This window comes from Paenibacillus sp. JZ16 (genome assembly GCF_015326965.1).
Classification (GTDB): Bacteria; Bacillota; Bacilli; order Paenibacillales; family Paenibacillaceae; genus Paenibacillus_AQ.
Genome location: NZ_CP017659.1, coordinates 6,564,135 through 6,586,559 on the forward strand (window position 1 = coordinate 6,564,135; position 22,425 = coordinate 6,586,559).

Below are 22,425 nucleotides of genomic sequence, written 5' to 3' on the forward strand. Positions count from 1 at the left end.
ATGAAGAAGCAGTGGAGGGATAAGATGAAAAAAATATTTGTGCTGGATACGAACGTATTGCTTCATGATCCTCAGTCGATCTATGCATTCGAGGAGCATGAAGTCATCATTCCTGCGGTGGTTCTTGAAGAAATTGATTCGAAGAAGCGTAACGCGGATGAAATTGGCCGAAATGCCCGCACGGTCTCCCGATTGCTCGATGGGCTAAGAGAACAAGGTCATCTTCATGACGGAGTTCTTCTGGAGAACGGCGGGACGTTGAAGGTTGAGCTGAATCATCGCAGCTTCGTCAAGGTACAGGAGTTATTTAGCGAAGCATCCAACGACAACCGAATTTTGGCTGTCGCGTTAAATTATAAATTGGAGGAGGAGCCGAAGGAGGACGGAAGACCCGTCGTTCTGGTCAGCAAGGATGTGCTTGTTCGAATTAAAGCGGATGTCCTCGGACTCACGACCCAGGATTATTTATCGGACCGTACAGCCGATCCAAGTGAATTGTATCCTGGATTCTCTACCTTAAAGGTACATCCTTCGGTGATCGATGAATTCTACAGCTATCGTTATTTGCCGATTAAACCTCTTCAATTGTCTTATCCGCTTTATCCTCATGAATTTGTTATTCTGAAGGATGAGATGGGGACTGGAAAGTCAGCTCTCCTTCATGTGAATGAGGATGCAACCAGATTGGAGCCGCTCCATTTAAGCAACGAACCTGTATGGGGCATCAGCGCCCGCAACGCCCAACAGCGTATGGCGATTGAGCTTCTTCTAAACGACGATATTCCGCTAGTCACCATTACCGGGAAAGCCGGAACGGGAAAAACCTTGTTGGCATTGGCAGCAGGCCTATCCAAGGTGGAGGATGAGCATAAATACAAAAAACTGCTCATTGCGCGTCCGGTCGTTCCGATGGGGAAGGATATCGGTTATTTGCCTGGCGAAAAAGAAGAGAAACTAAGACCATGGATGCAGCCGATATATGACAATCTGGAATATTTGTTCGACACCAAGAAATCGGGTGATATCGATAAAATATTGATGGGGCTCGGCAGCATCCAGGTGGAAGCACTGACTTATATCCGGGGCCGCTCGATACCAGGCCAGTTCATCATTGTGGATGAAGCCCAAAACTTATCCCGTCATGAAGTCAAAACGATTGTTTCCCGGGCGGGAGAAGGAAGTAAGGTGATCCTCATGGGAGATCCGGAGCAGATTGATCATCCCTACCTGGATGCTGTGAGTAATGGGTTGACCTATGTGGTTGAACGATTCAAGCAAGAAAATCTGAGCGGGCATATTACGTTGACTAAAGGGGAACGCTCCAAGCTGGCTCAGCTGGCTGCCGACTTGTTATAACCTTATATTTCCCGAGAAATGATTCCTTAAAATAACTTGTAGGTTTAAGACTGTTCCAGATTCATAGGACAGTCTTTTTTCCTTCCCATCGTAACTAGTAAAATCTGGACTGAATAATTAACAAAAAAGATAGGACAAGAGTACTAGAAGTTTGGTAAAATAAGGGCATGCGACTATTGAAGGAGTGAAGATGGGATATGAAGCAGAAGAAATATTGGTTCTTATTTGCCATTTTACTGTTGTCTTTATCCAGTTTATCTCCCAGCTTTGACTTCACTCATCACACTAGACGGGAGCCCCCGGGGGATGAGCCTAATCCTCCGCAGCAAAGACCGGAAGTACCGGAGACCGATATGGGTCCGATCAAGGTCGGTGTTCAGGTAAAGCCGGATGAACTGAGACAACTAAAAGCTCTTAATGAGCGTTTTATGGAAGAGACCGGTGCTGAGGTTGAAATCTTGCCCCTGGAAACGAGTGAAACAAGCAAAGAGTCGTTTCTGCTCGAGATGTCCCTTGGTGAAGGACCTGATATTGTATTAACGGATTCACACTTTATTAAAGCGCTTGCAATGAGTGGATGCCTACTGCCTGTTGATGCTTCTCAGAGCACGCTGCCGGGTGAAGACATCTTGAATGGCCTTCTGCCACCGCTGCAGTGGAACGGGTATCAATGGGGAATGCCGTTTGATATAGACCCCTATATTATGACCTGGCAGACCAAGGGGAAGGACGGCGAACCTTTTAAAATGCCACAGAGCCGTCAGGCATGGCAGGAAAATTCGGAGCTGCATAAAGTAAGTCCTATCCTCTTATTTGATTCGAATGATCCTTACGCTTTCGGTGCGGCGGTTCATTTGCTCGAAGGTGATCCCTCCAAGCCGGATCAAGAGGTTCTTCATATGCTGATTCGCAATCAGGGAAGATGGGAAGAATCAGAGCAAGGCGCCATGGAAGCAGAGGTTAATGACCAAGCGTTGACCACCACCGCTAAGACGGAAGCAGCCGTGGTCATCAGGCCGTATTCGAGCTTATCAGATCAAGATGACAACGGAATGTCGCTTGCATTGGCAATGGGGAAGGCCCGTCTGGATACGCCGGTTGTCCGAACCCGAAGTTTTGCTGTAGCCGCACACACGGAATCATCGACACTTGCCATGAAATGGATTACGTATATGACCGGCAAAGAGATGCAGCGTGAATGGAGCAAAGCGGCGGGAACGCTCCCCGTTATTTCGGAGCTGTATGTCACGGGTACAAACCTAAGTGATCGGGGCATTTGGCAAAAGGCGGCCGTTCCAGCCCAGGTGCTGCTCTCCAGGAATGAGCCGGCTGCTTTGGATTTTGGGGAGTCGGAAGATTTCCAAACGTATAGCGAAGCAGCCAATCGACTGCTGCTTGGCGAAATCACGATAGAAGAATATATGAAAATGTACACGCCTGCTCAACCATAAAAGAAAAAGCTGCCCAAGCGTGAACTGCACCCCCATTGTTAGACATATCTAACAGTTGGAGGTGCAGTTCAGCGAAGGGCAGCTTTTTTCTATAAATCCAGCTCCATTTTGACCACTAATCTTTGATCTTGGCTGGATACCTGCGTTGCTTTTAAGAAAGACACCAGCTGCTTGGGATAAAAGTTCATGTCGAATTCTTCCTGCAGCGCTTTGCGCGTGGTGTCAGGCAATTCCAGCCGATTGAACACAAGTTTGTCGACTTGGAACATGATGGCATTCTCCGGTTCGTTAATCACGGTGTATTTTCCTTCAATCAGAAGCGAGAGATTTCCGCTCTCACCCGAAGCAATTACTTTTCCATCGTCAAAATGGAAAGCAAAGCTGTTAAAGATTTCATCTTCAGATCTTAAAAATGCGTTGAGATCATCCTCATGGATATCGATGGTGTACTCCTTGCCGTTTGTTTTCAACATATTCTTGCTTCCCTGAACAAATTGCGGCAAATTCTCCATGGCGCTGGCTAAAGCCTGGAAGTGACGCTTTACCTCATACAGGCCCACGTTCTCCCAATAAAGGGTGAACTCCTCAATCAATTTCTTCATGGCATCCGGGTTGCCGCTGGCTGTCAGTGCTCCGTCAACCTGCTGTTCAAGCGCCACCACCCGTTCACGCTGCTTGACAAGGCTGTCCTTTACATCGACGAGCTGAGAAGCATTGCGTGCGGCTTCAGCCTGGGCGGAGGCAAGGGAGCGGTACTGAAGGTTATATTCCGCAAGTGTATCCCGATCATTTTGAATAATCATATCGTAAAAGTCCATGATCCGGAAAAAACCGGCTAAGTCTTTTGCAGACAACAGCATGAAGAATAAGTTATCCCGCTCACCCATGTAATATGACCGAAGGACGGCAGCCGCCCGATCTCGCCGGTCTTCGATTCGCAAGCCCATATCCTGAATTTTAATTTGCAGTTCGCTCTGGAGCTGCTGCAATTCGGCGATACGTTTGGTTATCCGTTCGATTTCATGATCGATCTCCACAATGGAGAGGCTGTCCTCCAGAAGTTTGCGCGCCTCTTCCGAATCAGGCATAACCGGGCTTGCATCCTGCTCGGAATATACGGAAGCGGGAGCTCCTATGAAGCAGAACAACAGGGTTATACACAGCATGACCGGGAGGAGAGGTTGTTTTATTCGTACATTCAAACGGGAGTCCTCCTTGAATGGTTGTTAGTCGAAAGGAATCCAACCGCTGTTTGTCCCTTCATTTTAACCAATATATGACGTATACGACTCAATTATCAACCTTTGGGCATTAAAAAAGCGATCCGGCAGCTAAAGCACCTGATCGCTCTTTTAAGTACTCTCATTCTCTAATCGCAAGGAAAATCCACCAGCGTGCCCCAGTTTGTCCAGGTTGAGCGCAGGCGGATCACAAACATCGCTTGCATGGTTTACCTATTAGAGTGGTTTGCCCATAATGAAGACCGTCCAATAGCTAAAGCCTGTGAAGGTCACGATCATATAAGCCCAGAAGAGAAGAATATAGGTTCTCTCCGTGAATTTCAAATATCCCAGGATCACGAAAAATGCAGTCTGCAGGAAGAAAAGCAGTGCCATTTCAATATGATCTCCGGCAAAGGCCATCAACCCGATAGTCAGGGTGAAAAAGCCAAGGACTCGAAACATCCGTGCCACGATTATATCCTCCTCTCGTATGTACGCACATAATGCTGCTATGAACATTATAGCGTTATGGGAAAAACGTGTAAACGCCTAACTCAAGAAAACCCTTTATTTTTTATTATTAACCAGAAGCAGGACGTTGAATTCGTGAATAATTTGGACGAATCTTCCCTTTTGCCTTCGTAAGAGTATGATCTGTAATCAAAATGGAAATACATTTTAGTATCAAATAGATTCTATGAACTCTATGAGAGGCATAGAAATGAATTAAGCAGTTTTTATACCCTATTCAGCAGCCGATTTACGGTATTGAAGACGGTTATTTTAGGATGTCGTTAGGAGGGTTTTATGGTATGTCAGCAGTGAGACAGGATGCATGGAGTGCAGAGGACGACCTAATATTGGCGGAGGTGACCCTTCGTCATATTCGTGAGGGCAGCACCCAATTGGCTGCCTTTGAGGAAGTGGGAGAAAGAATCGGCCGGACATCGGCGGCTTGTGGATTTCGTTGGAACAGCTGCGTTCGCAAGAAATATGAGGATGCTATCAGCTTGGCGAAATCTCAGCGTCAAAAGAGAAGTTATTATAAAAAACAGCCTTCGGTAAGCGGACCGCAGGTTGCCGGTTTGGCTGCTCCGGAACTGGAGCACGATGTCTATAAGAATGATGGTGCAAGCGAAGAAACACTGTCCATCGATGCCGTTATCCGTTTCCTTCGTCAGTGGAAGGGCGGGCTTCAGGAAAGTTCACGTCAGTATAAATTGCTTGAGAAGAACTTGCGTGAAAAAGAGGAAGAGCTTTCAAGACTCCGCAGTGAGAATCAAAGGTTATTGAAGGAAGTCAGCGAAGTGAAAACGGACTATCATGTGGTCAATGACGATTATAAGGCACTGATTCAGATTATGGATCGGGCACGCAGACTTGCTTTCTTAAATGAAGAAGACGAGGAACTTAAGACACGCTTTAAAATGGACGCAAATGGTAACCTAGAACGAATTGAATAGGTAAAGATTAGCTTGCTCCAGCCGTAACCCGCATTAGTGCATTTCATGCGCTTGGCGGGTTATTTGTGCGTATAGGAGATTATTCTGATATATACTAGGACTAGTACTTTGTGGTTGATTACAATAATGGGGGATTATCATGAATATCCATATTATCGGAGCCGGCTCATTGGGGCTGTTATATGCGGGAAAACTTGCGGATTCAGGCTGCCGTGTCACGCTATGGTGTCGAAGCGAGGAGCAGGCGGACAAGCTTCGGGCTTCCGGCATAACCATCGAGGAGCCGGGCAGGCACCAGGTCGTTGACGCCCATGCTTTCTCGGTCAGCTCATGGTCATCCTTTGCCGAGTCGGGTGGCGGGGCCGATGCGGATTATCTTTTCCTCATGCTGAAGCAGCAAGGGATCGAAGAGATGGCAACGGAGATGCTGGCTCCATTTGGGCAAGATCACCGCAGACTCCTATGTTTTCAGAACGGTACAGGCCATTTGGAGCGGCTTCAGGACCTGCTGCCGATGTGGACGCTCTACGCCGCCATTACGACGGAAGGGGCCAAGCGTACAAGCAGCGTCTCCGTTTTGCACGCCGGTCACGGAACGACGACAATCGGCAAAATGAAACCTGCCGGGAGCTCATTAGATGCCTTCTCTCAGGATGATCATGAAATTAAGCTTGTTAAACAGCTGAATAGAGCAGGATTTGAAGCTTTTTTGTCGAATGAAATGGATGAGATGATTAATCGTAAACTGCTGATCAACGCGGTCATTAATCCTTTGACAGCATTGTGGCGGATTCCTAATGGAGAGCTGTTAACTTCCCCAGAACGAGTCAGGCTTATGGAGCAGTTATATAATGAAGGGATCGCCGTATATGAAGCGGCTGGAATTCCTTATGGAAGCGGGCTTTGGGAATGGATCCTATCCGTCTGCCAATCGACTTCAGGTAACACGTCTTCCATGCTTAAGGATGTAATGGACGGCAGAACGACGGAGGTTGCCTGGATTAACGGTAGCATTGTCCGTTTGGGTCAAAAATATGGCATTTCTGTGCCAAAACACGAGCTGATCACACAGCTCATCGAGGGGATGAATACATAGGGGGTCTTTAGCATGGGTTTTTTGCAGGGGCTGTTTCACACATTAAGTCTTTTTCCGTTCATTCCGTTTTTACTGGTGTATTTCATTGTCTTGCAAAGAAATAAAAATCGAAAGCAAGCGCTGGAGCTGGCCATGGATGTAACCACATTTTTCATGCTGTTTTCCGTCTCCGCCTTGTTTAATAATACATTCCAGTCCAAATTCGGGTTCTATCTCATTCTCCTCATGCTGCTCATTGCAGCGGGGCTGATCGGCAGTGCGCAGAACCGCTGGAAAGGCAAGGTTAACGGTAAGAGGCTGCTGCGCGCCGTGTGGCGTCTGGGTTTTGTCAGCATGAGTTTTGGTTATATAGTTTTTACATTTTTTGGTCTCCTCTCCTACATAATTAAGATGATGTAAGTACAATCTAATAACTAGTATTATATGATAAATCTGTTTGATCTCTGGGTCAGGCAGATTTTTCAATTTATTGATTTCTGGATTTTTTTGACCACTGGTTGTATAATCGATAAGCATATACCTAAAATCTATGAGGGGGATACCGCAAGATGAAGAAACAAAAGAAATTACTGCTTCTCATGACGCTAATTCTTGCTTTCAGCTCGGTTTTGGCAGCGTGTGGAGCTGACAAGAACGAAGGCGCTAATAACGGCGGAACGGCGGACAAGCCTAAAGAGCAAGTCTTCCGTATGAACCTTGCTTCCGACCCTCCTACATTGGATCCGGGCTTGGCTCAGGATAACACGTCGAATACGGTAATCAGTGCTGTATTTGAAGGTTTGGTTCGGAAGGGTGCAGATGGCTCTGAAGAGCCTGGCGTAGCCGAAAAATGGGATATTTCTGAAGATGGATTGAAATATGTCTTCACCCTTCGCAAAGATGCCAAATGGAGTAACGGCGATTCAGTAACAGCCAAAGATTTTGAGTATGCATGGAAACGCGTACTTGATCCGAACTTTACTCCTGCATCACCATATGCGTATCAGCTCTATTACATCAAAAACGCTGAAGCTTACAATCTTGGAGAGATCAAAGACGCCAATGAAGTCGGCGTAAAAGCAACCGATGACTATACGCTCGAAGTTACGCTGGCAAACCCAACGCCATACTTCCTCAGCTTGATGTCATTCCAAACCTACTTCCCGATTCACAGCTCTGTTGAAGGTAATGCTTCTTGGGCAACGAAACCGGAAACATTGATCGGTAATGGTCCGTTCAAAGTTTCACAAATGACCAAAGGTCAAAAGATCGAGCTTGTGAAGAACGACCAATATTGGGACAAGGATGGAATCAAACTTGAAAAAGTTCAAATGAGTATCGTGAACAGCTCGGCAACTGAACTTTCAAGCTATCGTAACGATGAATTGGATTATGCAGGACATCCAACAGGAAACATTCCGACGGATCAGCTCAATGCGATCAAGAAGGAATTGGGCGATGAACTGATGATCAAAGGGATTTCATCAACGTATTTCTATATCTTTAACACAACAGAAGAACCATTTGACAACGTGAACATCCGGAAAGCATTTGCCATGGCGATTGATCGTCAGGCGATCGTAGAGAAAATCACGCAAGGTGGACAACTTCCTGCACACGGTTTTGTTCCTCCTGGTATCAAAGGTGAGTCCGACGAGTACCGTAAAGAGGTGCCGGATACTTACTTCGATGAAAATCTTGAAGAAGCTAAGAAACTGCTCGAGCAAGGTATGAAGGAAAAAGGCTATACCACATTGCCGGAAGTTACTCTGATCCATAACTCCGATGACAACCACAAGAAAATTGCGCTTGCTATCGCAGATATGTGGAAGAATAACCTCGGTGTTACTGTGAAGGTACAAAACCAAGAGTGGGGCGTATTCCTGAAGAACCGTACGGATTTGAACTATCAAGTTGCCCGTTCCGGTTGGGGAGCAGATTATAACGACCCGATGACTTATATCGATATGTGGACATCCAACGGTGGTAACAACGATACGGGCTTCAAAAACGAAGAATATGACAAACTTGTGAAGGATGCTTATGCAACTAGCGATAACGCTAAACGCATGGAGCTGATGTCCAAAGCTGAGAAAATTCTCGTTGAAGAAAACCAAGTTGTAATGCCGATCTACTATTACTCCAGCGTGTCCCTGGTTAAACCATGGGTGAAGAATCTGCATCTGGATTATAAGGGTGATATCGATTTCACACGTGCATATATTGAGTAGTCTTTTGTAAAACCATTTATAAAAGGTTACGGTTCGGGATATATATGTGGGGCATTTAAACCTCATATATATCCCGATTTTTTTGTATGAGCGCAAGGTTTCCAAATCTTGTGTCCGTTGGTGAAAGTTAAGGGATGCCAGTTCCGTTCTAGAATAATACAATTATATAGACGGCTTGGTTTAGAACAACTGATCAGGAGGCTAGCGAAATGCTGAGGTATGTGGCGAGTAAGTTTTTTTATATGCTTGTATCGTTGTTCATACTGATCTCAGCCACTTTTTTTCTTATGAAAGCCATACCGGGCGATCCGTTTATGGGAGAGAAAAAGCCATCGCCTGAAATTTTGGCGAGGCTGATGGAGCAGTATGATTTAGATAAACCGGTATTTCAGCAATATACGAAATACTTGGGCAATATCGTTCAAGGTGACTTTGGTTTGTCTATGAAGAAACAGGGACAGTCCGTCACGGATATTATTGTTGACACATTTGGCCCTTCACTCCGGTTGGGTCTTATCGCGATCGTAGTATCCGTTATCGTGGGTGTCCTGCTAGGGATGCTTGCAGCTCTGTATCACCGCAAGCTGATTGACAACATCGCCATGATCATCTCGGTTCTCGGCATCGCAGTACCGAGTTTCGTGCTTGCGTCATTGTTGCAATACGTTCTCGCAGAGAAAGCGGGCATTTTCAATGTTATGGGCTTTGAAGGACCACTCGACTACGTGCTCCCTGTTATGGCCCTGTCAGCTCAACCGATTGCGTTTATCGCACGATTAACGCGATCCAGCATGCTGGAAGTGCTGCATTCGGATTATATCAAGACGGCGAAGGCCAAGGGTCTCAACTGGTTCGCCATTATGTTCCGTCACGTCATCCGTAACGGCATCTTGCCAGTCGTAACGTACGTCGGGCCAATGACAGCGAACATCATTACCGGTTCGGTCGTTATTGAACAGATCTTCGGCATTGGCGGCATTGGCAAACAGTTTGTTGAAAGTATCACAAACCGCGATTATACAGTCATTATGGGAATTACCATATTCTACGGCATCTTGCTGATGCTGGCGCGTTTCGTTACAGATATCGTATATGTATTTGTGGATCCACGCATTAAATTGACCGGCGGAAAGGAGAGGTAGACATGGAGAAAGAACAAAGTATGCCTCATCCTGCGGCACTAAACTTAAAGCCTGAAGATTTTCAGAAAATTGGTCCTGATGAGAAACAATCCGAGGTAATACAGCGTGAAAGTTTGTCCTCCTGGAGAGATTCCTGGGAAAGATTGCGCAAGAACAAGCTTGCTATGACGGGCTTGGTTATTATGATCCTGATTGTCATCATGGCCATTATCGGCCCGATGATCTCGAACTATGATTATGAAACGAATGATTTGATGAATACGAATATGCCGCCTTCATCAGAACATTGGTTTGGAACCGACGATCTGGGCCGCGACGTTTTTGTTCGTACCTGGATGGGAGCTCGGATATCCTTGACCGTTGGTCTTGCAGCTGCTGCGATTGACTTGATGATTGGTGTAATATATGGCGGCATCATGGGTTATTTCGGTGGCCGTGTCGATGAGTTCATGAATAAGTTTGCAGAAATTTTGTATTCCATTCCGTATCTGCTCGTTACGATTTTGCTGCTGGTTGTATTCGAACCAAGTTTAGGAACGATCATACTCGCCTTAACCATCACCGGGTGGATTAACATGTCCTGGATTGTGCGGGGCGAGATTATGCAGCTGAAGAGCAGAGAATATGTCCTCGCCTCACGTTCGATGGGAGCTGGAACCGCGCGCCTGTTGTTCCGGCATTTGATTCCGAATGCGATGGGTCCGATTATCGTTACCTTGACCCTGTCGGTTCCAAGCGCGATCTTTGCCGAGGCATTCCTGAGCTTCCTGGGTCTTGGAGTTCAAGCACCGGTTGCTTCATGGGGCTCCATGATTAATGATGCCCTGTCCGGATGGATGTACTATCCATGGCGGATGTTGTTCCCTGCTCTATTTATCAGCTTGACGATGTTAGCATTTAACATTTTCGGTGATGGATTGCGTGATGCGCTTGATCCGAAATTGAAAAAATAGGAGGTGGGAAGGTATGGAACCGATCTTGCAGGTAAAGGACCTCAACGTATCGTTTCGTGTTCGCGGCGGTGAAGTAAAGGCAGTCCGCGGCATGAATTTTGAAGTCGGCAAGGGGGAGACGGTTGCCATCGTCGGTGAGTCCGGAAGCGGTAAAAGTGTTACCGCCCAGACCATTATGCGATTGATTCCGTCCCCGCCCTCAGAAATAAAAAAGGGTGAGGTCATTTTCCAAGGACAAGACCTTCTCAAAAAAACGAATAAACAAATGGAAGCGATTCGCGGCAAGGATATTGGAATGATCTTTCAGGATCCGATGACATCGCTGAATCCGACCATTAGAATAGGCAAACAAATCACAGAGGTGCTGATCAAGCACCAGGGAATGTCTTTCGCCGAAGCCAAAAAACACGCTATAGAAATGCTGAAGCTGGTGGGCATCAAAAATGCGGAGGAGCGCTTCAATCAGTATCCGCATGAGTTCTCCGGCGGTATGCGTCAGCGTGCAATGATCGCCATTGCGCTTGCATGTAAGCCGACCCTGCTGATTGCGGACGAACCGACAACGGCACTCGACGTGACCATTCAGGCACAGATTATGGACGTTATGAAGGAAATGCAGGAACGTTTGGGCACATCGATCATTCTGATCACGCATGACCTCGGCGTTGTTGCCGGCATGTGTGACCGTGTCATCGTCATGTATGCAGGTGAAGTGGTGGAAACGGGAACGAAATGGGAGATTTTTAAAAATCCGCAGCATCCTTACACCAAAGGGTTGCTTCGTTCCATGCCGCGTCTGGATCAGAAGAAAGACGAACCGCTCATTCCGATTATCGGAACACCGCCGGATCTGATTAAACCACCTGTAGGCTGTCCGTTCGCTGCTCGCTGTGACGAAGCTATGCGAATTTGTGAACGGGTGGATCCAGGCGCAACGGAATTCAGCGACACGCACACGGCGCGCTGCTGGAATCTGCATCCGATGGCGAAGGAGGCCCAAGGTTCATGAAGGATAACCACTTGATTGAGGTAAAAGGCCTGAAGAAGTATTTTAACGTGGGCAAAGGCCAGGTTCTTAAAGCGGTTGACGATCTGAATTTCTTTATTCGTGAAGGCGAAACGCTTGGTATGGTGGGAGAGTCGGGTTGCGGTAAATCCACTGCAGGACGGACGATTCTCCGCCTTTATGAGCCTACGGCCGGCAGCGTTAATTTTAACGGAACGGATATTTACAAGCTGTCTCCGGGCAAAATGAAGGCGATGCGCCGCGATATGCAGATGATCTTCCAGGATCCGTATGCCTCGCTGAACCCAAGATTCACAGTGTCGGATATTATCGGGGAAGCTCTGGATATTCACGGTATGGCCGGCAGCCGCGCCGAACGCAAGAAGCGGATTGAGGAGCTGCTGGATATGGTCGGCTTGAATAGTGACCACTCGACGCGCTACCCTCATGAATTCTCGGGCGGTCAGCGTCAACGGATCGGGATTGCCCGTGCTCTCGCGGTGAACCCTAAATTTATCATCTGTGATGAGCCGATCTCGGCGCTCGACGTTTCGATTCAGGCGCAGGTTGTTAACCTGCTTAAAGATTTGCAGGACCGACTTGGCCTGACCTATCTCTTCATTGCGCATGACCTGTCCATGGTTAAGCATATCAGTGACCGGGTAGCGGTTATGTATTTGGGTAAAATGGTGGAGCTGGCAGACAGTGAAGAGCTGTATGCAAATCCGATCCATCCATATACCAAAACCTTGTTGTCCGCGATTCCGATTCCGGATCCGGAAATTGAGGCAAACAAAAAGCGGCTCAAGCTGGAAGACGATATGCAGGGGCCGATTTCAGCTGCCAAAGGCGAAGACGGAACGGTTCAACTGGACGTGAAGGATTCGGAATTGGTTGAAGTGTCCAAAGGACACTGGGTTGCAAAAGCCTACGCTTGAATAAACGGACCTCAGTATGAGGAAGCAGCTTCAAGAATAGCCGCTGGCATCGTGCCGGCGGCTTATTCTTTTCCTTTGACGCAGAATGCCAACATTCGGTACAATCAAGAAAGGCAAAATAATATAGAAGAAATTAAATTTAAGCACAATCTAGATTTGGTTGCGACGTAGAATAGGAGGCATACCTCATGAATATCGTTCCGGAACCATTATCCCTCGCTTCGCGTCTCGCTCAGGATTATATTCATCATTTCGACCGGGTAAGCGGGTTCTACGGTGAAGATTACCGCGGCGAGCACAGCTTTGCAGAGCGGGTACAATGGCTGGATCTTTCTGAAGACAAGCGAATTCAGCGTAAAGCGTTGGCGGATTGTCTTCGGACGTACAATAAGAAACACAATGATCATCCCGCTGTACATAAATCACTCCAACTTCTGGAGCGGCCAGGAACGGTTACGATGGTTGGTGGACAACAAAGCGGTTTGTTCACTGGACCTCTGCTTGTCATATATAAAGCAATTACCGTTATTCAAGCGGCCCGCGAGGCGGAAGAGCGCTTGAAACGTCCTGTCGTGCCTGTGTTTTGGATCGCCGGGGAGGATCATGATTGGGATGAAGTGAATCATACGTACTTCCTGAATCAGGATCTGCAGCTTTCCAAGATCAAGCTTGATGCCAAGGAGGGACTCAGGACGTCAGTTAGTTATACTGACGTTGCTGAGGAAGATTGGAATTCGATGCTGGCAGAGCTTCAGACTCAATTGGCAGACAGCGAATATAAGGCAGATCTGCTGAAGATGGCGAGGGAATCGCTGAACGGTTCGGCCGGGCTCAGCGAGGCATTCGCTAAACTGATCAGCTATCTGTTCGGCAAATATGGGCTGATACTCCTGGATTCGGCAGACCCGGGACTTCGGGCGTTGGAAATACCCATATTCGAATCATTGATTACCCGCAACGAACAAATGGGACTTTCGTACCAGCAGGCTGCGAGGGATATCGCGGGTCAGGGTTATGAAGTCCAGGCTGATGTATCCGAGAATGGGGCTAACTTGTTCTACTTGCATGAAGGCAGACGCTTGTTGCTTTACCGAGAAGGACATGTATTCTCAGACCGGAAAGGCATCGTTTCGCTGACGGAAGATGAACTGCTTCGGGATTTGCATCAGCACCCTGAACGCTTCAGCAACAATGTGTTGACCCGTCCAATCATGCAGGATTCACTGCTGCCCGTGCTCGGGACGATACTCGGTCCAGGCGAGATTTCCTATTGGGCGATTACGCGTTATGCATTCTCCGACTTGGGTTTGCAGATGCCGCTGATCATCCCAAGAATGTCATTCTCCATCGTAGATGGAACTGTCCATAAGCTGATGGAGAAATACGGATTGTCCTTCGAGGATGTCCAGCTTCACTTGTCTGAGAAGCGTGAGGCTTGGCTTGCCAGCAAGGACGAGCTGAATTTGGAAGCACGATTCAGTCAAACCCGGGAACAATTTGAAGCATTATATCAGCCTTTAATAGAAGATCTTGGCAAAATGCAAAGTGGACTGTTAAAATTAGGTCTAACCAATAAAGATAAAATATTGGAGCAGATGGATTACCTGTTAAGTAAATCCCGGAATGCCTTGGAACAGCAGCATGAGGCCGCACTGGCACAGTGGAAGCGCATTGAACAGACGTTGTTGCCGGAAGGGAAACCTCAGGAGAGGGTATACAATATCCTGGAATACATGAATCGTTATGGATTGAATCTGGTGGATCGCCTGATGGAAATCCCATACGCTGCTTCGGGCATTCACAGGGTCGTTTACGTATAACGATCAGGAATTCAAACATCAGATCATAGGAGGCCGTTAAATGAGCTCATCATCCATACAAACCAGCAATATTACCGACTTGAAACTGGCACCGGAAGGTCATTTGAAAATTGATTGGGTGAAGGCGCATATGCCGGTATTGAACCGGGTGCGTGAACAATTCGAGAAAGAACAGCCATTCAAAGGGTTGAAAGTCGCTATCTCCTTGCATCTGGAAGCCAAGACCGCTTATCTGGCGAAAGTCATTCAGGCCGGCGGAGCTGAAGTGACGATTACGGGAAGTAATCCGCTGTCAACTCAAGATGATGTATGTGCCGCATTGGTAGAAGACGGAATCACGGTGTTTGCCAAGTATAACCCGGATCCTAAGGAATACAAGCAGCATCTCATTTCAACACTGGAGACCAGACCGGATCTGATCATCGACGATGGCGGGGATCTCGTTACGATCCTGCACTCCGAGCGTACCGATCTGCTTGAAGGAATTCGGGGCGGAGCGGAAGAGACAACGACAGGCATCCTGCGCCTGAAATCTTTGGAGAAAGAAGGCTCTCTGAAGTTTCCGATGGTTGCCGTGAATGATGCATACTGCAAATACTTGTTTGATAACCGTTACGGTACCGGACAATCGGTTTGGGACGGAATTAACCGGACGACCAACCTGGTGGTTGCAGGCAAGACGGTTGTTGTCGTAGGGTATGGCTGGTGCGGCAAGGGCGTGGCTATGCGTGCCAAAGGTCTTGGTGCCAACGTTATTGTGACCGAGATTGATGCGATTAAGGCCGTTGAGGCTTATATGGACGGCTTCCGCGTCATGCCAATGCGCGAAGCGGCCAAATTGGGAGACTTCTTTGTAACCGTCACGGGTAACCGCGATGTCATCAGCGGGGAAGACTTTGATGTCATGAAGGACGGTGCCATTTTATCCAATGCCGGTCACTTCGATGTGGAAGTCAATAAACCGGATTTGTCAGAACGGTCTCAATCGGTTCGGACGGTTCGGCGCAATATCGAAGAATATCACCTGAAAGATGGCCGTAAGATTTATTTGCTTGCCGATGGCCGTTTGGTGAATCTGGCGGCAGGTGACGGACATCCGGCGGAAATTATGGATATGACGTTTGCGCTCCAGGCACTGTCGCTCAAACATGTGAATGATCACTACAAGAACATCGGTAACCGCGTTGTAAATGTTCCTTACGAATTGGATGAACAGGTTGCCTTGTATAAACTGGAAAGTCTAGGTATTACAATCGACAGCCTGAGCGCTGAGCAGAAGTCTTACTTGGACAGCTGGGCTCAGCACTAAACAGCAGCAGCTTTAGATCATTTGCAAACCTCCTTTCCATCCCCATGCGGGATGAAAGGAGGTTTTTTGTGCGAATGTTCTGAGAGAAAGTTCCAAAAAAACAAATGCTCGATAGAAGGTATTTGATTCTTGACGCCGAATCTATTATCCTAAAGTGGTGGAAAGTGGTGCAAAGTGGGGAATCGGGGTTAAGGGGTGGAGTGCCTGATGTTCATGGGGGAGTTTCAACATAGCATCGACGATAAGGGGAGAATCATTATCCCTGCTAAGTTTCGCGACCTCCTGGGCACCTCGTTTATCGTAACCCGCGGATTGGACAATTGCCTCTTTGTATACCCCAAAGATGAATGGGCCATCATGGAACAGAAGCTCAAATCCCTGCCGCTCATGAAGTCGGATGCACGCGCATTCACCCGGTTTTTTTTCTCCGGGGCGACGGAATGTGAATGGGATAAACAGGGAAGGGTAAATTTGCCGGGCAATTTGCGCGAGTTCGCCAAGCTCGAGAAGGAATGCGTCGTCATCGGCGTATCGAGCCGAGTGGAGATCTGGAGCAAGGAGCAGTGGCAGAATTACTATCAGCAGTCGGAGGAAGCATTCAATGACATTGCTGAGAAGCTGGTAGATTTTGATTTTGATTTATAACCAGCTAGGAACATCGTATTGAAATGGACAAGTTACACTTAAAATCATGAATGAGACACAATGGAGGGCTGCAGCTTTGTTCCATCACATCACAGTGCTTAAGCAAGAAGCGACAGAAGGGCTGCGCATCAAACCAGACGGTATATATGTTGACTGTACGCTCGGGGGAGCAGGGCACAGCTCGCTGATTGCTTCCCAACTAAGTTCGAATGGTCGGTTAATCGCATTGGATCAGGACGATTGGGCTTTGAATAACGCCCGGGAAGTCATGAAGCCGTATGTGGACCGGATCACGCTCGTCAAAACCAATTTTCGTGATTTGGAGGAAGTGCTCCGTAACGAAGTGGAGGTTGACGAGAACGGGCAGCCGCAAGTTGACGGTATACTGTTCGATTTGGGCGTATCTTCTCCGCAGTTCGATGAAGGGGAGAGAGGGTTTAGTTACAATCATGATGCCCCGCTGGATATGCGGATGGATCAATCCGCCGAGCTTACCGCAGCCAAGATTGTAAACGAATGGCCGGAACAGGAAATTGCGCGAATATTGTATGAATACGGTGAAGAGAAATTTTCAAGGCGGATTGCCAAGGTCATTGTTGAAAGAAGGGCACAGAGCCCTATTCAGACAACCGGCGAGCTTGTCGAGATGATTAAGGAAGGGATTCCGGCCGCAGCTCGTAGAACAGGCGGCCACCCGGCCAAACGAAGCTTTCAAGCGTTTCGTATAGCGGTAAATGATGAGCTTGGCGCATTCAAAGACGCGCTTCACCAAGCAGTGCGATGTCTTGCACCGGGAGGAAGAGTGTCGGTCATCACGTTTCACTCGCTCGAAGACCGGATATGCAAACAGATTTTTAACAGTTACATTCCCAAGTGTACATGCCCTCCAGATTTTCCGATGTGTGTATGCGGAGGTGGCCAAGGTGAGCTGAAGTTGGTGAACCGTAAACCGCTTATCCCCTCTGCGGAGGAGATTGAGAGTAATCCAAGGGCGCGTTCGGCGAAGCTGCGGATTGCGGAGAAACTGTAGAAACATAAAATCCCTGAAGAAGGAGAATCAGCCATGGCTTACACGCGCGGCAATTTAGCCGTACAGGAGAGACAGAAGGAAACGCAGCAGTCCGCTTATCTCGAGAAGACAAAAGTCGTCAAACGTCGTTCCCAGCTTCCGCAAAAAGAAAAGCTGTTGTATTTGTTATCCGTGGTATTTGTGGTTGCCGTCATGGGCGTCATTGGCATGAGTCATGTTCATTCCTATGACTTGAACCGGCAGATCCAGTCGACGGAAAATAAGACACTCGAAGCTAAACGAAATATCAATCAGCTTCAGGTTGAGAAGCAAACACTGGAGACGCAAATATTGGACAAGGCGAAAGAGCTGGGCTATGTCCCTATTGATGACAATAATACGATCCATCTATCACCGGTCTCGGGGTCATCCGAGACACAGAATTCGGACTCGGGACAAAATGATTGAAGTGTGAGGTTTTGACCGATGATAAAAAAAATTAAACTGCGTACCGTGCTAATAGGGGGATGTATAACCCTCTTTTTTGCTTTATTGATTGGTCGGGTGTTTTGGCTGCAGGTGATCGATAACGACTTCTGGAAGGAACAAGCTTTATCGAAATGGTCGCGTAAACAGGATCTTCCAGCCACGCGAGGAACGATCACGGATCGGGACGGCGATATTCTTGCCATGGATGCGCCTGCCTTTACAGTTATTGTGAATCCTGCGGTCATTCAGGCTAATGGCATGGAGAATGAGGTCGTAAAAGGACTGCATGAGATTCTCGACAAGGATGAGGACGAACTCCGTGAACTGGTTAAAGCTAAAGACGATAAGGGCGAATACCTCAAGGGCCGCGAAGTCCGCAGCGAGGGATGGAAGATTGACCAGGAGAAGATGGAAGAGGTTAAAGCGTTTAGTGAAAGCTTGAATAAAAAATTAAAGGCAACCGGTAAAGTTCCCGATTCGGGCATCGGCTTTCAGCGAGAGTCAAAACGATTTTATCCACAAAAGACAGTGGCTGCACATATCTTGGGATATACCGATCACCAGGGCAAGGGTATCGGGGGCATTGAGCAATTTTATGACGACAAGCTGAAGGGAACCGATGGATTCGCTTCTTACAAGAGTGATAAGAAAGGGGTCAAGCTCCCGAGTGAAGACGATTTATACCAGCCTGCAATAAATGGGAATAATTTAGTACTGACGACAGACGATACAATCCAGTATTATATCGAGGAAGCGATGCGCGACACGTATAACCAATATAAACCAATCAGTATGACGGTCATCGCAGCGGATCCGAACACGATGGAAATACTGGGAATGGCCAATATGCCGACTTTTGATCCCAATACATATTCGAAATGGAATCAAAAGAATTTTATCAATCATGCCGTGCGGTCCATCTATGAGCCGGGATCAACTTTCAAAATTGTTACGCTTGCCAGCGCAGTGCAGGAAAAGCTGTTTAGCCCGGGTGCGATTTATCAATCCGGATCCATAAGAGCGGGTGGAAGAACCCACCGGGACATTAACAGCGTAGGCTGGGGCCCTATTACCTACCTCGAAGGCGTGAAAAGGTCGAGTAACGTGGCATTTGTAAAATTGGGTTACGAAATGCTCGGCAAGGAACGATTTACCAACTATATTCGGGATTTTGGGTTTACGCAGAAAACGGAAATTGATCTTCCGGGGGAGATTCTCGGTACCTTAAATATGACTTATGACTCCGATATTTCAACCATGACCTACGGATACGCCGTATCCGTAACGCCTATTCAACAGATTGCGGCCATTTCAGCCGTTGCCAACGGAGGCAAGCTCATGCAGCCTCATATGGTCAAGCAGATCGAGGACCCCAACACGGGCAAGGTTGAGAAAATCGAACCGAAAGTCGTGCGCCAGGTCATATCTCCTGAGGCCGCAAGAGAGACAGGGACTTACCTTGAGCAAGTTGTAGCTGACCAGGTAAATGGTACAGGAAGGCTTGCATATATCGACGGCTACCGGGTTGCGGGCAAAACCGGTACCGCTATAAAATCCGGCGGCGGATATAAAGACCGTACGAAACAAGTCGTTTCATTCATCGGGTACGCTCCCGTCGAGAATCCGAAGATAGCCGTGCTGGTCATTATCGATGAACCTAACGTTGAAAAGGGCGGCGGTACGTTGGCGGCGCCTATATTTAAAGAGATCGTATCCAAGACATTGAATTATTGGGGCGTTCCCAAATCGAATGTAAAGCAGGATAAAGAAAAAACGAATTCAGTAACATCGCTGAAGGATTCCCTGAAAGCACCGGATTTTACGGGGTTGAAGCTGAGTGACGTAAAAGCCAAGCTGTTGAAGGATGGCGTGGCGTTTGAGACCTTGGGCAACGGAAATACGGTGAAGGAGCAATACCCGCCTGCCAATGCGATCATTAGTGCAGGACAACGGATTTATCTTCTTACAGAGGATAGTCCAACGATGAAAATCCCGAATTTAGAGGGTGAATCGCTTAGGGACGCCATGGAAGTGCTCACCTTGATGAAAGTAAAGGTTAATGTTCAGGGTGAAGGCTACGTTGTTTCGCAATTGGAAGCCAAGGAGAATGGCCAGCGAATCGTGCAGTTAACGCTGAAATCGGCTCAAGAGTTAATCACGGGAAGCAGCGGCTCTGATGAAACATCATCCGATGGCAGCGAGGAATCCAGTGGTGATGAATCCAACGATGAGGAAACAGAAGCAACAGGCAAGACCGAAGGGGAATAGCTTGTTCTAACCCGGGTTTGTCCCGAATACTCATGTGAAGAACGCATATCATGAGCTTTCGGGTTCAAACAGGGAGGGAAGCTTAGGTGAAAGTATCCAAGGTATCGCAGCGGAGAAGGCTGCTCTGGAGCCTGCTGCTGCTGCTCTTGCTGTTCTCAGCACTGATTATCAGACTGGCTTATGTGCAGATTGGGAAAGGCGCGGAGCTGTCGGCGAAGGCGGAGGATCTCTGGCGCCGCGACATTCCGTTTGCGGCACAGCGTGGTGAAATTTTGGATCGTAACGGAACCGCATTGGTTACGAATATAACGACACCGACCATTTGGGCGATTCCTGTACAAATCAAAGATCCGGACCATACAGCCGAGACGTTGTCCGGGCTGATCAGCATGGACAAAGCCGATATCAAGAAAATCATTACGAAACGTTCGAGATTGGAACGGATAAATCCCGGTGGACGAAAAATTACGATGGAGCTGGCTCAGGAAATTCGTGATTTGAAGCTGCCGGGTATCGTTGTTGCTGAGGATAACAAACGGTATTATCCCTATGGCGATCTCGCAGCCCATATTTTGGGGTTCACGGGAGCCTACAGCCAGGGACTCACCGGGCTGGAAGCCATGCATGACGACAAGCTGAAGGGCTTCGAAGGCGGAATATCCTATCTGTCCGATGCGGGCGGAAGAATCATGCCGGGCTCCTCGGAGAAATACGTAGAGCCCCGCGACGGTCTGAATCTGGAGCTGACGATCGATAAATCGATTCAGTCCATAATGGAGCGGGAGCTTGATCAAGCGATGGTGAAGTATCAGGCGAATGGGGCTTGGTCGATCGCCATGAATCCCAAGACAGGCGAGATTTTGGCAATGGCCAGCAGGCCAGGGTATTCTCCTGCCAATTACCAGGAGTTTTCAGCCGAGACGTACAACCGCAACCTGCCGATCTGGATGACCTATGAACCAGGATCGACATTCAAGATTATTACGCTTGCCGCTGCCCTTGAAGAGGACAAGGTTGACCTGAAGAACGACCACTTCTTTGACAGTGGGGCGGTAGAGGTCGGTGGAGCGAGACTGCGCTGCTGGAAAAAAGGCGGCCATGGCAGTCAGACCTTCATGGAGGTTGTTCAGAACTCCTGCAACCCGGGCTTCGTCGCGTTAGGTCAGAAGCTGGGCAAGGAAAGCCTGTTTCAGTATATCCGCGATTTTGGCTTCGGGGCAAAGACGGGCATCGATTTGAATGGGGAAGAGAATGGGATCCTGTTCAAACTCGACAATGTCGGTCCTGTTGAGCTGGCGACAACGGCATTTGGGCAAGGGGTATCGGTTACGCCGATCCAGCAGGTTGCTGCAGTGTCTGCCGCCATTAACGGCGGCAAATTGTTTAAGCCGCATGTGGCCAAGGCGTGGGTCAATCCAGAAACGGGAGAGACGGTCGAGGAAATCAAGCCGGAGCTTGTCAGACAAGTGATCTCGGAGGAAACATCCAAGCAAGTCCGCGAGGCACTCGAGAGCGTCGTTGCTAAGGGGACCGGGCGCCCTGCCTTCATCGACGGCTATCGAGTCGGAGGGAAGACGGGAACCGCCCAGAAGGTTATTAACGGCCGGTACTCATCGACCGAGCATATCGTATCGTTCATCGGATTCGCGCCTGCCGATGATCCTGAAATTGTGGTGTACACGGCGGTAGATAATCCGAAGGGCATTCAATTCGGTGGCGTCGTGGCTGCTCCGATCGTGCAGAATATCCTGGAGGATGCGCTGCATTATATGAATGTTCCGCCGCGTAAAGACCAGCTTGCCCGTGAATACAAGTATGGTGAGACACCAACCGTGACTGTACCGAACCTGGTCGGAGCTACGGTTCAGGATCTGTATGAGGATCTGAATATGAATTTCATGCTGGCCAAGTCCGGGACCGGCAACACAGTGATTTCCCAGGCGCCGAAGCCGGGAAGTCGGGTAGAGCGAGGGTCTACCATTCGGATCTATATGGGTGAAGACCCCGAGGGAACCAAGCACGAACATTAAGGCATCATCCGATTCGG

At 48.1% G+C, this 22,425-nt stretch carries 19 protein-coding genes; 17 read left to right on the forward strand and 2 right to left on the reverse strand.

What is annotated here, in order from left to right:
• Window positions 1-24 precede the first annotated feature (24 nt).
• Both BJP58_RS29300 and BJP58_RS29305 read left to right on the forward strand, forming a co-directional pair.
• A complete protein-coding gene (locus BJP58_RS29300) occupies window positions 25-1,356 on the forward strand; it encodes a PhoH family protein (RefSeq protein WP_194541654.1) in 1,332 nt (443 codons plus the stop codon).
• A gap of 197 nt (window positions 1,357-1,553) precedes the next feature.
• Window positions 1,554-2,807 carry an extracellular solute-binding protein gene (locus tag BJP58_RS29305; protein ID WP_194541655.1) on the forward strand — a complete coding sequence of 418 codons (1,254 nt, stop codon included), beginning with the start codon at window positions 1,554-1,556 and terminating at the stop codon, window positions 2,805-2,807.
• 89 nt (window positions 2,808-2,896) lie between these two features.
• On the opposite strand, the gene BJP58_RS29310 is transcribed toward BJP58_RS29305, so the two are convergent.
• Both BJP58_RS29310 and BJP58_RS29315 read right to left on the reverse strand, forming a co-directional pair.
• Window positions 2,897-4,009 carry a coiled-coil domain-containing protein gene (locus BJP58_RS29310; RefSeq protein ID WP_194541656.1) on the reverse strand — a complete coding sequence of 371 codons (1,113 nt, stop codon included), beginning with the start codon at window positions 4,007-4,009 and terminating at the stop codon, window positions 2,897-2,899.
• Window positions 4,010-4,264: 255 nt separating this feature from the next.
• Window positions 4,265-4,501: a DUF2626 domain-containing protein gene (locus BJP58_RS29315; protein ID WP_006209059.1), complete on the reverse strand. Its 237-nt coding sequence runs from the start codon at window positions 4,499-4,501 to the stop codon at window positions 4,265-4,267.
• 341 nt (window positions 4,502-4,842) lie between these two features.
• Here BJP58_RS29315 and BJP58_RS29320 point away from each other — a divergent pair, with 341 nt between their 5' ends.
• The 15 genes from BJP58_RS29320 to BJP58_RS29390 all read left to right on the forward strand — a co-directional run bounded on the left by BJP58_RS29320 (window position 4,843) and on the right by BJP58_RS29390 (window position 22,408).
• The gene (locus tag BJP58_RS29320) at window positions 4,843-5,493 is read left to right on the forward strand and encodes an RsfA family transcriptional regulator (RefSeq protein ID WP_071222968.1); all 651 of its coding nucleotides are present in this window, start codon (window positions 4,843-4,845) and stop codon (window positions 5,491-5,493) included.
• 139 nt (window positions 5,494-5,632) lie between these two features.
• Window positions 5,633-6,589 carry a ketopantoate reductase family protein gene (locus tag BJP58_RS29325; protein ID WP_194541657.1) on the forward strand — a complete coding sequence of 319 codons (957 nt, stop codon included), beginning with the start codon at window positions 5,633-5,635 and terminating at the stop codon, window positions 6,587-6,589.
• A gap of 12 nt (window positions 6,590-6,601) precedes the next feature.
• On the forward strand, window positions 6,602-6,988 hold the full coding sequence (locus BJP58_RS29330; RefSeq protein ID WP_194541658.1) for a DUF3397 domain-containing protein: 387 nt from the start codon (window positions 6,602-6,604) through the stop codon (window positions 6,986-6,988).
• A 149-nt stretch (window positions 6,989-7,137) separates the two neighbouring features.
• Window positions 7,138-8,799 (forward strand): peptide ABC transporter substrate-binding protein, encoded by a 1,662-nt coding sequence (locus tag BJP58_RS29335; RefSeq protein WP_194541659.1) that lies wholly within the window; start codon window positions 7,138-7,140, stop codon window positions 8,797-8,799.
• A gap of 209 nt (window positions 8,800-9,008) precedes the next feature.
• Window positions 9,009-9,941: an ABC transporter permease gene (locus BJP58_RS29340; RefSeq protein WP_071222972.1), complete on the forward strand. Its 933-nt coding sequence runs from the start codon at window positions 9,009-9,011 to the stop codon at window positions 9,939-9,941.
• A 2-nt stretch (window positions 9,942-9,943) separates the two neighbouring features.
• The gene (locus BJP58_RS29345; protein ID WP_071222973.1) at window positions 9,944-10,894 is read left to right on the forward strand and encodes an ABC transporter permease; all 951 of its coding nucleotides are present in this window, start codon (window positions 9,944-9,946) and stop codon (window positions 10,892-10,894) included.
• A gap of 13 nt (window positions 10,895-10,907) precedes the next feature.
• On the forward strand, window positions 10,908-11,903 hold the full coding sequence (locus BJP58_RS29350) for an ABC transporter ATP-binding protein (protein WP_194541660.1): 996 nt from the start codon (window positions 10,908-10,910) through the stop codon (window positions 11,901-11,903).
• On the forward strand, window positions 11,900-12,838 hold the full coding sequence (locus BJP58_RS29355) for an ABC transporter ATP-binding protein (RefSeq protein ID WP_071222975.1): 939 nt from the start codon (window positions 11,900-11,902) through the stop codon (window positions 12,836-12,838). Before BJP58_RS29350 ends, BJP58_RS29355 begins: the two co-directional genes overlap by 4 nt.
• Before the next feature lie 188 nt (window positions 12,839-13,026).
• Window positions 13,027-14,658, forward strand: coding sequence for a bacillithiol biosynthesis cysteine-adding enzyme BshC (bshC, locus tag BJP58_RS29360; RefSeq protein WP_194541661.1), 1,632 nt, complete (start codon window positions 13,027-13,029; stop codon window positions 14,656-14,658).
• Window positions 14,659-14,698: 40 nt separating this feature from the next.
• Window positions 14,699-15,967 (forward strand): adenosylhomocysteinase, encoded by a 1,269-nt coding sequence (locus BJP58_RS29365; RefSeq protein WP_194541662.1) that lies wholly within the window; start codon window positions 14,699-14,701, stop codon window positions 15,965-15,967.
• 207 nt (window positions 15,968-16,174) lie between these two features.
• Window positions 16,175-16,612, forward strand: coding sequence for a division/cell wall cluster transcriptional repressor MraZ (gene mraZ, locus BJP58_RS29370; protein WP_009590832.1), 438 nt, complete (start codon window positions 16,175-16,177; stop codon window positions 16,610-16,612).
• Between the two features lie 76 nt (window positions 16,613-16,688).
• On the forward strand, window positions 16,689-17,642 hold the full coding sequence (gene rsmH / locus BJP58_RS29375; RefSeq protein ID WP_194545107.1) for a 16S rRNA (cytosine(1402)-N(4))-methyltransferase RsmH: 954 nt from the start codon (window positions 16,689-16,691) through the stop codon (window positions 17,640-17,642).
• Between the two features lie 33 nt (window positions 17,643-17,675).
• Window positions 17,676-18,089 (forward strand): cell division protein FtsL, encoded by a 414-nt coding sequence (locus BJP58_RS29380; RefSeq protein ID WP_071222979.1) that lies wholly within the window; start codon window positions 17,676-17,678, stop codon window positions 18,087-18,089.
• Window positions 18,090-18,107: 18 nt separating this feature from the next.
• Window positions 18,108-20,378 carry a penicillin-binding transpeptidase domain-containing protein gene (locus tag BJP58_RS29385; RefSeq protein ID WP_194541663.1) on the forward strand — a complete coding sequence of 757 codons (2,271 nt, stop codon included), beginning with the start codon at window positions 18,108-18,110 and terminating at the stop codon, window positions 20,376-20,378.
• 86 nt (window positions 20,379-20,464) lie between these two features.
• Window positions 20,465-22,408, forward strand: coding sequence for a stage V sporulation protein D (locus BJP58_RS29390; protein WP_194541664.1), 1,944 nt, complete (start codon window positions 20,465-20,467; stop codon window positions 22,406-22,408).
• The last annotated feature ends 17 nt before the right edge of the window (window positions 22,409-22,425 follow it).